The 16,215-nt window shown below is 64.7% G+C and carries 11 protein-coding genes and 1 pseudogene; 4 read left to right on the top strand and 8 right to left on the bottom strand.

All coding sequences use genetic code 11. The annotated features are described in order from the left end of the window. Window positions 1-25 precede the first annotated feature (25 nt). The 4 genes from dnaE to MKI88_RS08720 all read right to left on the bottom strand — a co-directional run bounded on the left by dnaE (window position 26) and on the right by MKI88_RS08720 (window position 6,062). Complete coding sequence (dnaE, locus tag MKI88_RS08735) at window positions 26-3,514, bottom strand: DNA polymerase III subunit alpha (protein WP_241630888.1); 3,489 nt, start codon at window positions 3,512-3,514, stop codon at window positions 26-28. Window positions 3,515-3,657: 143 nt separating this feature from the next. Next, complete coding sequence (locus MKI88_RS08730) at window positions 3,658-4,137, bottom strand: glutathione peroxidase (protein WP_241630886.1); 480 nt, start codon at window positions 4,135-4,137, stop codon at window positions 3,658-3,660. 10 nt (window positions 4,138-4,147) lie between these two features. Then, window positions 4,148-4,819 (bottom strand): ABC transporter ATP-binding protein, encoded by a 672-nt coding sequence (locus tag MKI88_RS08725; RefSeq protein ID WP_241630885.1) that lies wholly within the window; start codon window positions 4,817-4,819, stop codon window positions 4,148-4,150. Continuing rightward, complete coding sequence (locus tag MKI88_RS08720; protein WP_241630883.1) at window positions 4,812-6,062, bottom strand: lipoprotein-releasing ABC transporter permease subunit; 1,251 nt, start codon at window positions 6,060-6,062, stop codon at window positions 4,812-4,814. The genes MKI88_RS08725 and MKI88_RS08720 overlap by 8 nt, the downstream gene beginning before the upstream one ends. Before the next feature lie 468 nt (window positions 6,063-6,530). Between MKI88_RS08720 and MKI88_RS08715 the strand changes: the two genes are divergently transcribed. After that, window positions 6,531-7,001: an Hsp20 family protein gene (locus tag MKI88_RS08715; RefSeq protein ID WP_241630881.1), complete on the top strand. Its 471-nt coding sequence runs from the start codon at window positions 6,531-6,533 to the stop codon at window positions 6,999-7,001. Between the two features lie 188 nt (window positions 7,002-7,189). Here the strand turns inward: MKI88_RS08715 and MKI88_RS08710 are convergent, their stop codons facing one another. The 4 genes and pseudogenes from MKI88_RS08710 to tpiA all read right to left on the bottom strand — a co-directional run bounded on the left by MKI88_RS08710 (window position 7,190) and on the right by tpiA (window position 11,579). Next, a complete protein-coding gene (locus MKI88_RS08710) occupies window positions 7,190-7,876 on the bottom strand; it encodes a Crp/Fnr family transcriptional regulator (protein WP_241630879.1) in 687 nt (228 codons plus the stop codon). A gap of 124 nt (window positions 7,877-8,000) precedes the next feature. Continuing rightward, entirely contained in the window at window positions 8,001-9,635 is a 1,635-nt protein-coding gene (locus MKI88_RS08705) for a CTP synthase (RefSeq protein WP_241630878.1), read from the bottom strand. A 235-nt stretch (window positions 9,636-9,870) separates the two neighbouring features. Then, window positions 9,871-10,272, bottom strand: a pseudogene (secG, locus tag MKI88_RS08700) (preprotein translocase subunit SecG); the annotation flags it as partial. Between the two features lie 566 nt (window positions 10,273-10,838). Further along, entirely contained in the window at window positions 10,839-11,579 is a 741-nt protein-coding gene (tpiA, locus tag MKI88_RS08695) for a triose-phosphate isomerase (protein WP_241630875.1), read from the bottom strand. Window positions 11,580-11,708: 129 nt separating this feature from the next. On the opposite strand from tpiA, the gene MKI88_RS08690 reads away from it, so the two are divergent. From MKI88_RS08690 to MKI88_RS08680, 3 genes are all read left to right on the top strand, one after another. Further along, a complete protein-coding gene (locus MKI88_RS08690; RefSeq protein WP_241630873.1) occupies window positions 11,709-13,655 on the top strand; it encodes a SurA N-terminal domain-containing protein in 1,947 nt (648 codons plus the stop codon). Continuing rightward, the gene (gene trpE, locus MKI88_RS08685; RefSeq protein ID WP_241630871.1) at window positions 13,652-15,148 is read left to right on the top strand and encodes an anthranilate synthase component I; all 1,497 of its coding nucleotides are present in this window, start codon (window positions 13,652-13,654) and stop codon (window positions 15,146-15,148) included. Before MKI88_RS08690 ends, trpE begins: the two co-directional genes overlap by 4 nt. A 188-nt stretch (window positions 15,149-15,336) precedes the next feature. Beyond that, on the top strand, window positions 15,337-16,215 hold an 879-nt coding region (locus tag MKI88_RS08680), incomplete at its 3' end, for an alpha/beta fold hydrolase (RefSeq protein ID WP_241630869.1).

Here is a 16,215-nt window from a genome sequence, read left to right as displayed (position 1 = left end):
GCTGGCATGCGCGGAACCGGCGCGCTCAGGAGACGAGCGCAAGCCGCGGCTGATCGGCCGATCGCAGCGATACCGCGAGGATCCCGGGAAGCGCCTCGATCCGCGCCGCAAGCTCGGCATCGAGCATGAAGTCGCGCCCGAGCAGCACGCGCGCGCTTGCGCCATCGGCCATCTGCGCGTTGATGACCAGTTCGCCCCGGCTGCCCCGCGCGCCCGCAACAAGGTTCGCGAGCAGCGCGATCGTCGCGGGATCGTCGACCGTTGCTTCCAGCATCAGCCGGACATTGCCGACAAGCTGTTCGAAGCGCTGGATGCGCTTGACCGTTACGCGCGGGTTTTCCTCGCCGGGTCGGCGATCGAGCTCGACCGTCAGCAGGCCGCAACCATTCTCGCGTGCCGCATCCTCCAGATCCTTGGCGACGTCGTCATCGAAGCAGGTCGCGATGAACTGGCCCGAGGCATCCGAACATGTCGCCATCAGATAGCGCCGGCCGCGCGCAGAGGTGCGCCAGCGCGCATCCTCGATCAGCCCGGCCATCATGCCCGGCGAACGTGTCGCCTCGCTGGGCGCGGCCTGCGCACAGAGCGCGGCATAACTGCGCGCGCCGTGCGCATCGGCGAGATGGCGATAGCGATCGATCGGGTGCGCCGAGAAATAGAATCCGAAAGCGTCCTTTTCCTGCGCCATCCGGTCGGCGAGCGTCCAGTGCGCGCTTTGCGGGATCTGAATCGCGGCGGCTTTCGCCTCGTTTCCGCCGAACAGCCCGCCCTGCCCGCTGGTGCGCTGCTCCTCGGCATGCGAGGCGACCGCGAGCATCGTCTCGACCACCGCGAACACGCCCGCTCGATCGGAATTGATCGCATCGAACGCGCCGCCCGCGGCAAGGCTTTCCATCTGCCGCCGGTTGAGCGCGCGCGGATCGACACGATCGGCAAAGTCGTCGAGCGACGCATAGGGCCCTTTGGCAACGCGCTCCGCGACGATCGATTCCATCGCCTTCTCGCCCACGCCCTTCAATGCGGCGAGCGCGTAACGCACCGAAAGTCCCTCGGGGCCGTCTTCCACCGAAAATTCGGCCTCGCTCGCATTGATGCAGGGCGACAGGCAGGGAATCCCGAGCTTGCGCATATCCTCGACGAAAATGCCGAGCTTGTCGGTGAGTGCCATGTCGAAGCACATCGACGCCGCAAAGAATTCGGGCGCGTGGTGTGCCTTCAGCCAGGCGGTCTGATAGGCGAGCAGCGCATAGGCCGCGGCATGGCTCTTGTTGAACCCATAGCCCGCGAACTTGTCGATCAAATCGAACAGCTCGTTGGCCTTTTCGGCGCTGATGTCGTTCTTCGCGCAGCCATCGACGAAGCGCGCACGCTGCGCGTCCATCTCCGCCTTGATCTTCTTGCCCATCGCGCGGCGCAGGAGGTCGGCGTCGCCCAGGCTGTAGCCCGCAAGGATCTGCGCGGCCTGCATCACCTGTTCCTGGTAGACGAAGATCCCGTAGGTCTCCGACAGGATGCCCTCAAGCATCGGGTGCGGATATTCGATCGATTCGCGGCCGTTCTTGCGCGCACCGAACATCGGGATGTTGTCCATTGGGCCCGGCCGGTAGAGCGAAACGAGCGCGATGATGTCGCCGAAATTGGACGGGCGGACGGCGGCGAGCGTGCGGCGCATGCCCTCCGATTCCAGCTGGAACACGCCGACAGTGTCGCCGCGCTGGAGCAGCTCATAGACCTTGGGATCATCCCATTCGAGCGCGGCCAGATCGACCGTGATCCCGCGTTTGGCAAGCAGCTGTACCGCCTTTTGCAACACCGACAGCGTCTTGAGGCCGAGAAAGTCGAACTTCACCAGCCCCGCGCCCTCGACATATTTCATGTCGAACTGCGTGACGGGCATGTCCGAGCGCGGATCGCGATAGAGCGGTACGAGCTGGTCGAGCGGACGGTCGCCGATCACCACGCCCGCGGCGTGTGTCGAGCTGTGGCGCGGCAGCCCCTCGAGCTTCATCGCGAGATCGACCAGCCGGCGGACCTCCTTGTCGGTTTCATATTCGTGCCGGAACTCGGGCACGCCGCCCTTTTCCAGCGTGCGTTCCAGCGTCCACGGGTCGGTCGGATGGTTCGGAACGAGCTTGGCGAGGCGATCGACTTGCCCATAGCTCATCTGGAGCACACGCCCCGTATCCTTGAGCACCGCGCGCGCCTTCAATCGGCCGAAGGTGATGATCTGCGCGACGTGATCGCGGCCATATTTCTGCTGGACGTAGCGGATCACCTCTTCGCGACGGGTTTCGCAGAAGTCGATGTCGAAGTCGGGCATCGAGACGCGTTCGGGGTTGAGGAAGCGTTCGAACAGCAGACCCAGCTTGATCGGGTCGAGATCGGTGATGGTGAGCGCCCAGGCGACCACCGAGCCCGCACCCGATCCGCGGCCCGGCCCCACCGGAATGTCATTGTCCTTCGCCCATTTGATGAAGTCGGCGACGATCAGGAAATAGCCGGGAAAGCCCATCTGGATGATGATGCCGACCTCGAAGTCGAGCCGGTCAAAATAGGTCTTTCGCGCCTCGTCGTCGGCGATGCCCGCCTTTTCGAGCCGCGCTTCGAGACCCGCATGGGCATCCTCGCGCAGCTTCTTCGCCTCACCATCGCGGTCGCCTGCAAGACTCGGCAGGATCGGCGCGCGCTTGGGCGCCATCACCGCGCAGCGCTGCGCCACGACAAGCGTATTCGCCAGCGCCTCGGGCAGATCGTCGAACAACAGCTTCATGTCCTTGGCGGGCTTCAGCCACGCATCGGGCGAACTCTTCTTGCGGTCGTCGCTTTCGACATAGGAGGAACCCGCGATGCACAGCATCGCATCATGCGCCGCGTGGAAGCCCGCGTCGGAGAAGCAGCAGGGATTGGTCGCCACCAGCGGAATGTCGCGCGCATAGGCAAGATCGAGCAGATGCGGCTCGGCCTTGCCCTCGCACTCGTCGAGCCGGCGGACGATCTCGATATAGAGACGGTCGGGAAACAGCGCCTGAAGCCGGTCGGCATAGCCTTCGGCGCGCGCCATCTGCTCTTCAGCCAACAACTTGGTCAACCCGCCCTCGGCGCCCGCGGTGAGCGCGATCAGGCCGTCGGTGCGCCCCTCCAGCGCCTCGAACCGCACATGCGCCTGTTGCTCGACGGGCCGGTCGAGATGCGCTGCCGAGACGAGCGCGCAGAGATTGTCATAGCCCTGTTCGTCCTGCGCATAGAGCGCCAGCCAGTCGAAGATCGGCTCGACGCCGTCGGGCAGGTCGGGCCGCGCGACGCACAGCATCCCGCCGATGATCGGCTGGACCCCCGCGCCCTTGCACGCATCCGAAAAGGCCATCGCGCCGTAGAGCCCGTTGCGATCGGTGATCGCCGCGGCCGGAAAGCCCAGCTCACGCGCGCGCGCCGCGATCTTCTTGGGCTCGATCGCGCCATCGAGCATGGTGAAGGACGAAAAGATACGAAGCGGAACAAAGGGCGCATGAGGCATGCCGGCACCCTAGTCACTTTTGAAGTGATTCGGTCACATATAAGTTGAATTATATGTGTCATTCCCGCGAAAGCGGGGATCCAGACGATGCCCGAGCACACCGGCTCCTTCTGGATTCCCGCTTTCGCGGGAATGACAGAGGCTCAAAGCAGCTTTTCAATGTCCTTCTCGAGCGATTCCGGCGTGTCGTTGGGCGCGTAGCGCTTCACCGGATTGCCCGCGCGATCGACCAGAAACTTGGTGAAGTTCCACTTGATCGCCTTGGTGCCCATGACCCCCGGCCTTGCGGCCTTGAGATAGTCGTAAAGCGGGTCCGCGCCCGCGCCGTTGACCTCGATCTTCGCGAAGAGCGGGAATGTCACGTCATAGGTCAGCGAGCAGAAATTCTTGATCTCCTCCGCATTGCCCGGCTCCTGCGCGCCAAACTGGTTGCACGGAAAGGCAAGGATCTCGAAGCCGCGGTCCCTGTACTTGCGATACAGCGCCTCGAGCCCGCTATATTGCGGCGTAAATCCGCATTTGGACGCGACATTGACGATCAGCAGCACCTTGCCCGCATAGCCGGCGAGCTTCTGCTCGGCGCCATCAGGCAGCTTCACCGCGAAATCCGTTACCGCCGTCATCGTCACCTCCCTATTCAAGCACCCCTTCGTGCAGCCTCACCACGCGGTCCATCTTTGCCGCAAGCCGCTCGTTATGCGTCGCGACCAGCGCTGCCGAGCCTTCCTCGCGCACCAGCCGCAGGAACTCGGCGAGCACGATATCGGCGGTATGCTCGTCGAGATTGCCCGTGGGCTCGTCGGCGAGCACCAGCGCGGGCCGGTTGGCCAGCGCGCGCGCGACCGCAACCCGCTGCTGTTCACCGCCCGAAAGCTGGCTCGGCCGGTGGCTGAGCCGGTGCCCGAGCCCCAGCGACGTCAGCAGCGACTGCGCGCGCGCATGCGCGGCCGGATTGTCAGCCCCGTGGATGAGCTGGGGCAGAACGACATTTTCCTCGGCGTTGAAGTCGGGAAGCAGGTGGTGGAACTGATAGACGAAGCCCAGCGCATCGCGGCGCAGCGTGGTGCGCCCGTCATTGTCGAGCTTCGCGGCTTCCTGTCCCCTGATCCGGATCGAGCCTTCGAACCCGCCCTCGAGCAGCCCGACCGCCTGGAGCAGGGTCGACTTGCCCGACCCCGAGGGTCCGAGCAGCGCGACGATCTCGCCGGGGGAGACATGCAGGTCGATGCCGCGCAGCACCTCGATCGTCTCTTCGCCCTGGATGAAGCTGCGGCGCAGGTTGGTGGTGGCCAGGATGTCACTCATAGCGCAGCACCTGCACGGGATCGGTGCTCGCCGCCTTGAAGGCGGGGTAAAGCGTGGCGAGGAAGCTGAAGATCAGTGCCATTGCGCAGATGCCCGCCACCTCGAAAGGATCGGTTTTCGCGGGCAGTTCGGTGAGGAAACGGATCGAGGGATCCCACAGATTCTGCCCCGTGATGAGCTGGATGAAATTCACCACCGACTGGCGGAAGAACAGGAAGATCGCGCCGAGGATCAGTCCCGCGACAATGCCGAGCGTGCCGATCGTCACCCCCACCGTCACGAAGATCTTGATCAGCCCGCCACGCGTCGCGCCCATGGTGCGCAGGATCGCGATGTCGCGGCTCTTCGCGCGCACGAGCATGATGAGCGACGACAATATGTTGAACACCGCGACGAGGATGATGATTGAAAGCACCACGAACATCGCGACACGCTCGACGGCGAGCGCTTCGAAGAGCTGCGCATTCATCGAGCGCCAGTCGGAAATGATCGCCTTGCCCGCCACCGTCTGCGCCAGCGGCGCCAGGATCGGCCCGACCCTGTCAGGATCGACGGTCTCGACCTCGATCATGCTCACCGCGTCGCCCATCAGCAGCAGCAGTTGCGCGTTCGCCATTGGCATCACGACGAACGCCTTGTCGTAGTCATAGACGCCGACCTCGAAAATCGCCGCCACACGGTAGCTTACGATCCTGGGCACGCTGCCGAAGGGCGTTGTCAGCCCCTGCGGACTGATCAGGCTGATCGTGCTGCCGACGCGTACGCCGAGCGCCTCGGCCAGCCGCGCCCCGATCGCGATATTGTCGCTGTCGGGCTGGAGCGCGTTCAGGCTCCCCTGGCGGACATTGCCCGCGATCTGCGCATTGCCCCGGATATCCTCGAGCGTCATGCCGCGGACGAGCACGCCTTCGACGCGTCCGTCAGCGCTCGCCATCAGCGGCTGCTCGATCAGCGGCGTCGCGGAGGTCACGCCGGGCGTCTTCTTCGCCTCGATCAGCACCTGCTGCCAGTCGTCGAGCCGGCCGCCATATCCCTGCACCACGGCATGGCCGTTCAGTCCGGTGATCTTGTCGAACAGTTCGGCGCGAAAGCCGTTCATGACGCTCATCACGATGATGAGCGCGGCAACGCCCAGCATCACCGCGAACAGGCTGATTCCGGCAACGAGGAAGATGAATCCCTCCCCCTTTCCCGGCAGCAGATAACGTTTGGCGATCATCCGCTCGTAGCGGGAAAGGATCATGGAAGAAGCCTTGGCAAAGCGGGCATGTTGCATCGCGGTCTAGGAAGAAGTCGGGGCACTGGCAACACCCTGAGCCTGTTGCCAAATGAACACAGGGTTAAGGCAATCGTAGCGTCGTCGCGATTCGGGCGATGACAAGCCAAATCGCTTTGCGTAGCGTCCGCATGCTGAAACGCAGGCCAAAGGCCGTGGTTCGGGGAAAAGGCTTCGCCCAACGGGACGTTTAAGGGAGCGGACCGGAAGCGCGCCGAAGTCAATCCAAGGGGGCTGACGAGCATTCGTCACGCGGGTGCCCGGATCGGAAACGATCCGGGCACTTGTCATTTCCAGGGTGCGTCCCATCTCTTGAAACCGATTTTGCCTCACCTAGATTCGTCATGTCCGGTAGCTTTTCAGGGCCGGACGCAAGCCGGGCGCCGCTTTCGGGCCCGACATGTTTTTCATTTTGCTCATTGGAGGATTTGAAAGATGAGGACATTCGACTTCACCCCATATCGCCGCTCCACCGTTGGTTTCGACCGGCTGTTCGATCTGCTCGAAAACAGCGCTCGCCAGCAGCAGAGCGACAACTATCCGCCCTTCGACCTCGAACGGCTGAGCGAGGACCGCTACCGGATCACGCTGGCCGTCGCCGGCTTCAAGTCCGAAGAGATCGATATCACCGCGCAGCAGAATCTGCTGCTGATCAAGGGCGAAAAGGATAGCGTCAGTCAGGACCGCACCAACTATCTGCACGTCGGAATCGCCAGCCGCAACTTCGAGCGCCGCTTCGAACTTGCGGATTTCGTGCGCGTCGAGAGCGCCAACCTTCAGGATGGCCTGTTGACCGTCGATCTGGTGCGCGAGATTCCGGAAGCCATGAAACCGCAGAAGATCGCGATCGGGTCGGCAACCCCCATCGAAGAGGGCAAGCTGATCGAGCAGCGTGACGCTGCCTGATTCCAACTCCAATCTCACCTCTGGGGCGCCCCGGCGATCACGTCGGGGCGCCCTTTTCGCGTTCCGGCCCCTGAAAAAAAGGGGCAGCCGGCGCCTCGGTGGGCGGCTGCCCCAGGACACCCAAAGCGCGATTGCCACCGATTGCTATGTCGTCCGGGCCAGGGTCGCAGGGACCCGGACGACCAAGCCTATTCGGCCGTTTCGGCAATCTCCGCCAACAGGGTGCTGTCCGTAATCCGTATCCGCCCGCCCTGGAGCGCGATGATCCCCGAGTCGGACCAGGCCCCCAGCTGACGGTTAATCTGTTCGCGTGACATTCCCGCGAACATGCCGAGTTCGCCCTGGCTCAGATCGAGGCGCAGGCGCCCGTCGGTGCCGCCGCTGAGCGTCAGCCGCTGCAGGAAACGCGCAAGCCTGGGCCCGGTCGCATAGGCGCGATCGCTTTCGATCGTCGCATTGGCCTGACGCAGCCGGCGGGCAAGCTCGCGCATGATCCTGAGCGCCATGCCATGATGCTGCGAAACGATGCTCTCGAAGCTCTCGCGCGACAGCCTGAGCGCGCTCACCTCTTCGAGCGCGGTCACCGATGCTGTGCGTTCGCCGCCGTCGAGCAGCGCGATCTCGCCGATCACGCTGCCGGGTTCGGCATAATCGAGGATGATCTCGCGGCCATTGCTGGCCACCATCGAAATCCGCGCGGTGCCCGTGAGTAGGATGAAGAGCGAGGTGCCTTCGTCGCCCTGCGCCACGATGTCCCTGCCCTTTTTGTAGCTGTGGAGGGCGCCGTGCAGGATGATCGCGGCGAGTTCTTCCTCGCTGCAGGACGCGAAAATCGAATGCTGGGGCAGCAGCGCAGAGAGTTGCTCGGCCTTCATTTCCCCCCTTTCGGCACGGAACACCAACGGCACCATATCGAAAGGGCGTGATAAAATCCAAGCGAATCAAGCGTGCGCACTTCCGATGCGTGCGCAAAGGCCAGCACAACGGCCGACCTTGTTCTCAGACCAGCCGGCTCTGCTTGAGCGCCGCCGCGATGAAGCTTGCGAAAAGCGGATGCGGATCGAACGGCTTGGATTTCAATTCCGGATGGAACTGCACACCCACGAACCAGGGATGGTCGGGCCGTTCGACGATTTCGGGAAGCGTGCCGTCCGGCGACATGCCCGAAAAGACGAGGCCGCCCTTTTCCAGCGGATCGCGGTAATGGACGTTGACCTCATAGCGATGCCGGTGGCGCTCGCTGATGTCGGTCTTGCCGTAGATGCTCGCGACATGGCTGTTGCCCGTCAGCTTCGCGTCATAGGCGCCAAGTCGCATCGTGCCACCCAGATCGCCGCCTTCCTCGCGCTTCTGCAGGCCTTCGGCGGTCATCCACTCGGTGATCAGGCCAACCACGGGCTCGTCGGTCGGGCCGAATTCGGTGGTCGATGCGCTCGCGATCCCCGCCGTGTTCCGCGCGCCCTCGATGCATGCCATCTGCATGCCGAGGCAGATTCCGAAAAAGGGCACGTTGCGCTCGCGCGCGAACTTCACGCTCGCGATCTTGCCTTCCGATCCGCGCTCGCCAAAGCCGCCAGGCACGAGGATCGCGTGCATCGGCTCTAGCTGTGCCGCGATGTCCGCCTCGCCCTTCTCGAACAGTTCGGCATCGATCCAGCGGACATTGACCTTGACGCGGTTGGCGATGCCGCCATGCACCAGCGCCTCGTTGAGCGACTTGTAGGCATCGGCAAGCCCGACATATTTGCCGACCACGCCGATCGTGACCTCGCCCTCGGGATTGCCGAGGCGGTCCATGATATCGTCCCAGCGCGTCAGTGCCGGGGCCGCGCCTGCGTCGATCCCGAAGGCTGCGAGAACCGCATTGTCGAGGCCTTCCGCATGATATTGCAGCGGCACGCCATAGATGCTCGACGCGTCCAGCGCCGGGATCACGGCTTCCTTGGGCACGTTGCAGAACAGCGCGATCTTGGCGCGCTCGCTCTCGGGGAGCGGTCGCTCGCAGCGGCAGACGAGCACATCGGGCTGGATGCCGAGCGAGGTCAGGTCGCGCACGCTGTGCTGCGTCGGCTTGGTCTTCAGCTCGCCCGCGGCCGCGATATAGGGCACCAGCGTCACATGGACGAACACGCTGTTGTTGCGGCCCAGATCGTTCCGAAGCTGGCGGATCGCCTCCATGAAGGGCAGCGATTCGATGTCGCCCACCGTGCCGCCGATCTCGCACAGCACGAAATCGACATCGTCGACCTCGTTGCGCGCGAATTCCTTGATCGCGTCGGTCACGTGCGGAATCACCTGGACGGTCGCGCCCAGATAATCGCCGCGACGCTCCTTCTGGATGATCGTCTGATAGATACGACCCGAAGTGACATTGTCCGACTGTCGGCTCGGAACGCCCGTGAAGCGTTCATAATGCCCCAGATCGAGGTCGGTCTCCGCGCCGTCGTCGGTCACATAGACCTCGCCGTGCTGATAGGGAGACATCGTCCCCGGATCGACGTTCAGATAGGGATCGAACTTGCGAATGCGCACGCGATAGCCACGCGCCTGCAAAAGGGCGGCAAGGCTTGCCGCCATGAGTCCTTTGCCAAGCGAGGAGACCACGCCGCCGGTGATGAATATGAACCGCGCCATGGGAGAAAAGGCTTAGACCTGTAGATATGGTTACGGCAAGCGCCCGAATCTGGCGCCCGCCAGTAAAATTGCGTCAAGACCCTAAAAACGGGTCGATTTAGGGGTTCGGCGCTTCCGAACTATTCGAAGCGGGCGCCGCGGCATTGCTCGTGCGCACTGCCGGCGGCGGTGCGACGGGCGCGGTGCTCGTCACGGGATCGGGATTGGCCGGAGCCGCGCGGCGTTCGCTGCGCGGTGCCGGCGCGCTCTGCGCCGGCGCAGCCGCGGGAGCGGCGGGCGCTCCGGTCGCACCTGCGAGCGGATCGGTGGTCGGAACCGGCTGCACCGGTGCCGCCTCGCCGCCCAGCGGCGCCCCTTCGACGGGCGCGGTTGCGGGCTGGCGCGCCAGCGAGGTGTCGAGCTCGGTGCCCGAGGTGCGGAACGATGCGAGCGCGGCCAGCGCGATGCACATCACCACGAACAGCGTCGCAAGGATGGTCGTCGCGCGCGTCAGGAAATCGGCAGCGCCACGCGCCGACATCAGGCCCGACGGGCTGCCGCCCATGCCCAGGCCGCCGCCTTCCGAACGCTGCATGAGAATCACCGCGACAAGCGCTGCTGCGATGATGGCGTGAACGACGAGCAGGAATTGGAACATGAGTGCTTTTGCCGACATTCTGGAGAGATGAAGCGCTGCCCCATACCCGCTCGCGTCCGGATGTTCAACACGCGAGACAAGCCAACGTGCGTCAGCTTGAACACCGCCGGTGACCTCTCTTCCGCGGTACTGTGTGCCAAGCGAAGGCAGGGAGGGATTATGGATACAATATGGATACAATAGCGCGACGCGTGAATAGCTATATTGCCGAAGGCCGCCCCCGAGCATTCTGCGATGATTGCATTGCCGACGCCCTTACCCTCTCCCGCCGCCAGCAATCAGCCAGGGTAACGGGTGCGCTTGAGACGACCAGCGACTTTGTGCGCGAAGAGGATGAGTGCGCGACATGCGGCTCGATAAAGAAGGTGATCCGGCGCGCGTAGAACATATCAATGCCTCCGCTCATCCTGAGGAGCCGTTGAGCCCGGCGAAGGCCCGTCTCGAAGGACATAGCGATACCAGCCCTTCGAGACGGGCCTTCGCCAAGCTCAGTCCCTCCTCAGGATGAGTGGGTCTAATTTGCAGCCCAGCGTTATCTATTCGACCGAAACGGCGCGGAAACGTCCTCAGCCAGCAGCTTCGATGATGGGAACGAAGTCCGCCGCTTTCAGGCTCGCGCCGCCGACGAGTGCACCGTCGACGTCCTTGACGCCTAGCAGTTCTGCGGCGTTGGAGGGCTTGACCGAGCCGCCATAGAGAATGCGGACCTTTTCGCCTTCGGCGCCCAGCAACGAAACCAGCCGCGCGCGGATCGCCGCGTGCATCTCGGCAACGTCGGCCACCGAGGGCGTGCGCCCCGTCCCGATCGCCCAGACGGGTTCATAGGCGACAACCAGCGTATCCCCGGTTCCCGTGGGCGGCACCGATCCGTCGAGTTGGTCTTCGACAACGGAAAGCGCGCGGTCCGTATCGCGTTCTTCTTCGGTCTCGCCAACGCACACGATTGCAATCAGCCCTGCCGCGATCGCCGCCTCGGCCTTGGCGCAAATCTCGGAATCAGCTTCATGGTTGTCGGTACGACGCTCGCTGTGCCCGACGATGGCGAGCTTCGCTCCGGCCTCGCGGAGCATCGCCGCGGAAACGCATCCGGTATGCGCACCGCTGGGCGCGGCATGACAATCCTGTGCCCCGATCGGAAGTGCGGGCTGGCGCTCCGCCGCGGGCGCAATCAGCGTGAAGGGCGGGCAGATCGCGACATCCACCCCCGATTTTGCGACCGCTGCGGCCGCGATGGCGTCGAGTTCGGCCAGCTGGGCACGATCGCCGTTCATCTTCCAGTTTCCGGCGACCAGTTTGCGCAATGCCATGTATCGGGCTCCCTTGATGATTCCGCTTTGTGTGATTCCGCGCGGGCCATATCGCCGATGCCTTGTCGAAAAAAGGTCTGCCCCCTAAAGCAGCGCTTCACTTCCTTTATTCGAGCGACGAGCCGCAGCATGATCACCTTTCTCCGCAGCCTCTTCAATTCCAGGATCGGGCTGATCGTCAGCTTCGTGTTCATCGTGCTCGTCGCGATCTCGTTCGCGGGTGCCGACATCACCGGTTCGATGGGGTCGGGCTCGGCCCTGGGTGGCAGCACCGTCGCCGAAGTCGGCAAGCACGACATTTCCACCGAGGAATTGTCGATGCGCGTGAACAACCAGCTTGACGTCCAGCGGCGGCAGATGCCCGGGATCGACATGACGAGCTTCGTCAACGCCGGTGGCTTCGAGGACACGCTCGAACAGATGATCAACGTGCGCGCGCTCGAGGAGTTCGCAAGATCGGTCGGGCTTGGGGTCAGCAAGCGGCTTGTCGATGGCGAGATCGCGAGCATCCCGGCATTCAACGGACCCAATGGCCAGTTCGACCGCACCACCTTCCTTTCGGTCCTCGCCCAGCGCAAGGTGACCGAAAAGCAGCTCCGCGACGATATCAGCGCCGACCTCTTCACCCGTCAGATGCTCGTGCCAGTGGCGGGCGCGTCGCGCGTTCCCGCAGCGATCGCGCGCCCCTATGCGGCGCTCACGCTCGAATCGCGCAGCGGGCTTGTCGGCTTCGTTCCTTCGGCGGCGATGGCCCGGGGCAATCCGCCAACCCAGGCCGAGCTCGACGCCTATTACAAGCAGAATGCGGCGCGCTACACCGTGCCCGAGCGCCGCGTGATCCGCTACGCGCCCTTTGGCAAGGCGATGCTGGCCGACAAGGCGAAGCCGACCGAAGCCGAGATCGCGGCCGCCTACAAGGCCGACGCCGCGAAATACGCCGCCAGCGAGACCCGCAATCTGACGCAGGTGATCCTGCAGGACCAGAATGCCGCGCGCGCCTTCGAAGCCAAGGTGAAGGCTGGCACCAGCTTCGCCGCCGCCGCGCAGCAGGCCGGGCTCGAGCCCGCAACGCTCGCCGCCCAGGATCGCGCAAAGCTGACCGACCTCGCGTCGAAGGCCGTCGCCGACGCAGCCTTTTCGGCCGCGCAGGGCGCCGTCACCGCACCGCAGCGTTCGGGTCTTGGCTGGCACGTCGTCCGCGTGGATGCGATCCAGACGATCCCCGCCAAGTCGCTCGATTCGGTCCGCGCCGAGATCACCGCGACGCTCGCGAAGCAGAAGCTCGATGCTGCCGTCGCCGACCTTGCTGCAAAGATCGAGGATGCGATCGCCGACGGCGCGACCTTTGACGAAGTGGTGAAGGCCAACGGGCTTCAGGCGGTGTCTACTCCGCCAATCACCTCGGCAGGCGTCGACCCCGATTCGCCGAATTTCCGACCCGACCCGGCCTTTATCCGCCTGATCGAGCCCGCCTTCGATGCCGCGGTCGACGATGATCCGATGGTCGAAACCATCGCCCAGGGCGAGCAATATGCGCTGTCCGACGTCGAGCGCATCGTGCCCGCCGCGCCGCGTCCGCTCGCGCAGATCCGCGATCAGGTCGTCAAGGCGTTCGAGCTTGAGCGCGCCTCGCGTCAGGCCAAAGCGATCGCCGATGCCATCGTCGCCAAGGCGTCGAAGGGCGTGCCGCTCGCACAGGCGATCAGCGAGGCGGGCGTGAAGCTGCCCGCCCCCGAATCGATCGGCGGCCGGCGCATGGAACTCACCGCGGGCGGCCAGCGCGTTCCGCCGCCGCTCGCGCTGCTCTTCTCGATGGTCGAAAAGCGCACCAAGCGGCTCGAGGCGCCGGGCAAGCAGGGCTGGTTCATCGTCTATCTGGACAAGATCACGCCCGGCGACATCGCCAGCCAGCCCCAGCTCGTCGCCAGTCTCCAGGCCGAGATGACGCGCGTGACAGGGCAGGAATACGTCTCGCAATTCGCCAATGCCGCCAAGGCGGAACTCGGCGTGAAGCGCAATGAAAAGGCCGCCGCCACGCTGAAGCGCCAGCTCGCCGGCACCGACTCCGTGCAGTGACCCTCGCCGCCGTTGACGCGCTGAAGGCGGGCCGGCCCGCGCTCGTCTGGCGCCGCCAGATCGCCGATACCGACACCCCGGTATCGGCGGCGCTCAAGCTGATGGAACCCGATCGCGGCGACTTCCTGCTCGAATCGGTCGAGGGTGGGGAGACGCGCGGGCGCCACAGCCTGATCGGGCTCGCCCCCGATCTCGTCTTTCGCGCCGATGGCAACGCGGCGACGATCAATGCCGGGTGGCTGTCGGACCGCGATGCCTTCGTGCCCGTCAATGGCGATGCGCTGTCGGCCTTGCGTGCGCTTGTCGCACAGTGCCGGATGGACGTGCCCGCTGCACTCCCCCGCGCGCTCGCCTGCCTTGTCGGCTATTTCGGCTATGAGACCGTGGGGCTCGTCGAAAAGCTGCCCCGCCCGCCGGCAAACCCGCTCGCACTGCCCGACATGCTTTTCGTCCGCCCGACGATGATCCTGATCTTCGATCGGCTCGCCGACGAGCTGTTCTTCGTCTCGCCGGTCTGGCCCGATGCGCCCGGCACGCCCGAAGAGAAGGTCGCACTGGCCGAGGAGCGGATCGAGACCGCCGCCGCGCGCCTCGCCGCCCCGCTGCCCGCGAGCCAAAAGCCCGCCGACCTGCCCGAAATCGCGTCGACTCCCATGCTCGCGCCGGGCCGCTATGGCGAGATGGTCGCGAAGGCCAAGGACTATATCGCCGCGGGCGACATCTTTCAGGTCGTGCTCGCGCAGCGCTTCACAACGCCCTTCCCGCTTCCGCCCTTCGACCTTTACCGGTCCTTGCGGCGCATCAATCCCTCGCCCTTCCTCTATTATCTCGACATGCCGGGCTTCGCGCTGATCGGGTCGAGCCCCGAGATCCTCGTCCGCGCGCGCGATGGCGAGGTGACGATCAGGCCGATCGCGGGCACGCGTCCGCGCGGCAAGACCGCCGCCGAGGACGCCGAGAACAAGGCCAGCCTGCTCGCCGATCCCAAGGAACGCGCCGAGCATCTGATGCTGCTCGATCTCGGCCGCAACGATGTCGGCCGCGTGGCGGAGGCGGGAACGGTGCAGGTTACCGACAGCTACACCGTCGAATTCTACAGCCACGTCATGCACATCGTCTCGAACGTGGTCGGCCGCCTCGATCCGAAGAAGGACGCGCTCGACGCGCTCTTCGCGGGCTTTCCCGCCGGCACCGTCTCGGGCGCGCCCAAGGTCCGCGCGTGCGAGATCATCGCCGAGCTCGAACCCGAAACGCGCGGCGCCTATGCCGGCGGCGTCGGCTATTTCTCCCCCGACGGCTCGATGGACAGCTGCATTGTTCTCAGAACCGCGGTGGTGAAGGACGGCGTCATGCACGTCCAGGCGGGCGCGGGCATCGTCGCCGATTCGGACCCCGCCTATGAGCAGCGCGAATGCGAGGCCAAGTCAGGCGCGCTCTTCGCCGCCGCAAAGGAAGCCGTCAGGATCGCGGGGGAAGCGGGTTTCGGGCAGTAGCGCCATGCCGGTGTTCCTATTCCCGCTCATCCTGAGGAGCCGTTGAGCTTGCCGAAACGGCGTCTCGAAGGACGGTTCGATGTTGATCCTTCGAGACGGGTCTTCGTCTTCGCTCAGCCCCTCCTCAGGATGAGCGGCCGAGGTGTGTTTGCGTACCAGTCAAGCAAGCGGTACGATTGCCCATGCGCATGATCTCCAAAGCAATTTCCGCCCTCCTCCTCGCAGCCGCCCTCCCCGCTGCCGCCCAGACCCTGCCGACAAAGGAAGGTGATGCGGTCCTCAAGGACTTCACCTTCCGCTCGGGCGAAAAGCTCCCCGAGCTCCGCATCCACTACACCACGCTCGGCACGCCCCACCGCAATGCGAAGGGTGAGATCGACAATGCGGTGATGGTGCTCCACGGCACCGGCGGCAGCGGCAAGCAGTTTCTCTCCCCGCAATTCGCGGGCGAGCTTTACGGCCCCGGCCAGCCGCTCGACATCACGCGTTACTACGTCATCCTGCCCGACAATATAGGCCACGGCGCCTCGTCAAAGCCGAGCGACGGCATGAAGACGACGTTCCCCAAATACGACTATGACGACATGGTCGAGGCGCAGCGGCGCATGCTCGTCGAGGGCCTCAAGGTCACGAAACTGGAGCTGATCCTCGGCACCTCGATGGGCTGCATGCACGCCTTTGTCTGGGGAGAGGCACACCCCGATTTCGCGCAAGCGCTCGCGCCCTTCGCGTGCCTCCCCGTCGAGATTGCGGGCATGAACCGCATGTGGCGCAAGATGGCGATCGACGGGATCAAGGCAGACCCCGCATGGAGCGCCGGCAACTACACCGCCCAGCCCGCATTGGGCCTGCGCACCGCCGCCGACCTGCTGATACTCGCAGGCGCCAACCCGCTCGCGCTCCAGCAGCAATTCCCGACGCGCGCTGAGGCCGAAGCCAATCTCGACACGAGCTTCGCGCGCACAATCAAGGACCGCGACGCCAACGACCTGATCTACCAGCTCGACGCCTCGCGCACCTACAATCCCTGGCCCGGCCTCGAAAAGATCACCGCGCGCATGCTCTGG

Origin of the sequence: Sphingomonas sp. LaA6.9 (genome assembly GCF_022601895.1) — a bacterium.
In the GTDB taxonomy this organism is placed as follows: Bacteria; Pseudomonadota; Alphaproteobacteria; order Sphingomonadales; family Sphingomonadaceae; genus Sphingobium_A.
This window is presented reverse-complemented; position numbering and strand designations above follow the sequence as displayed.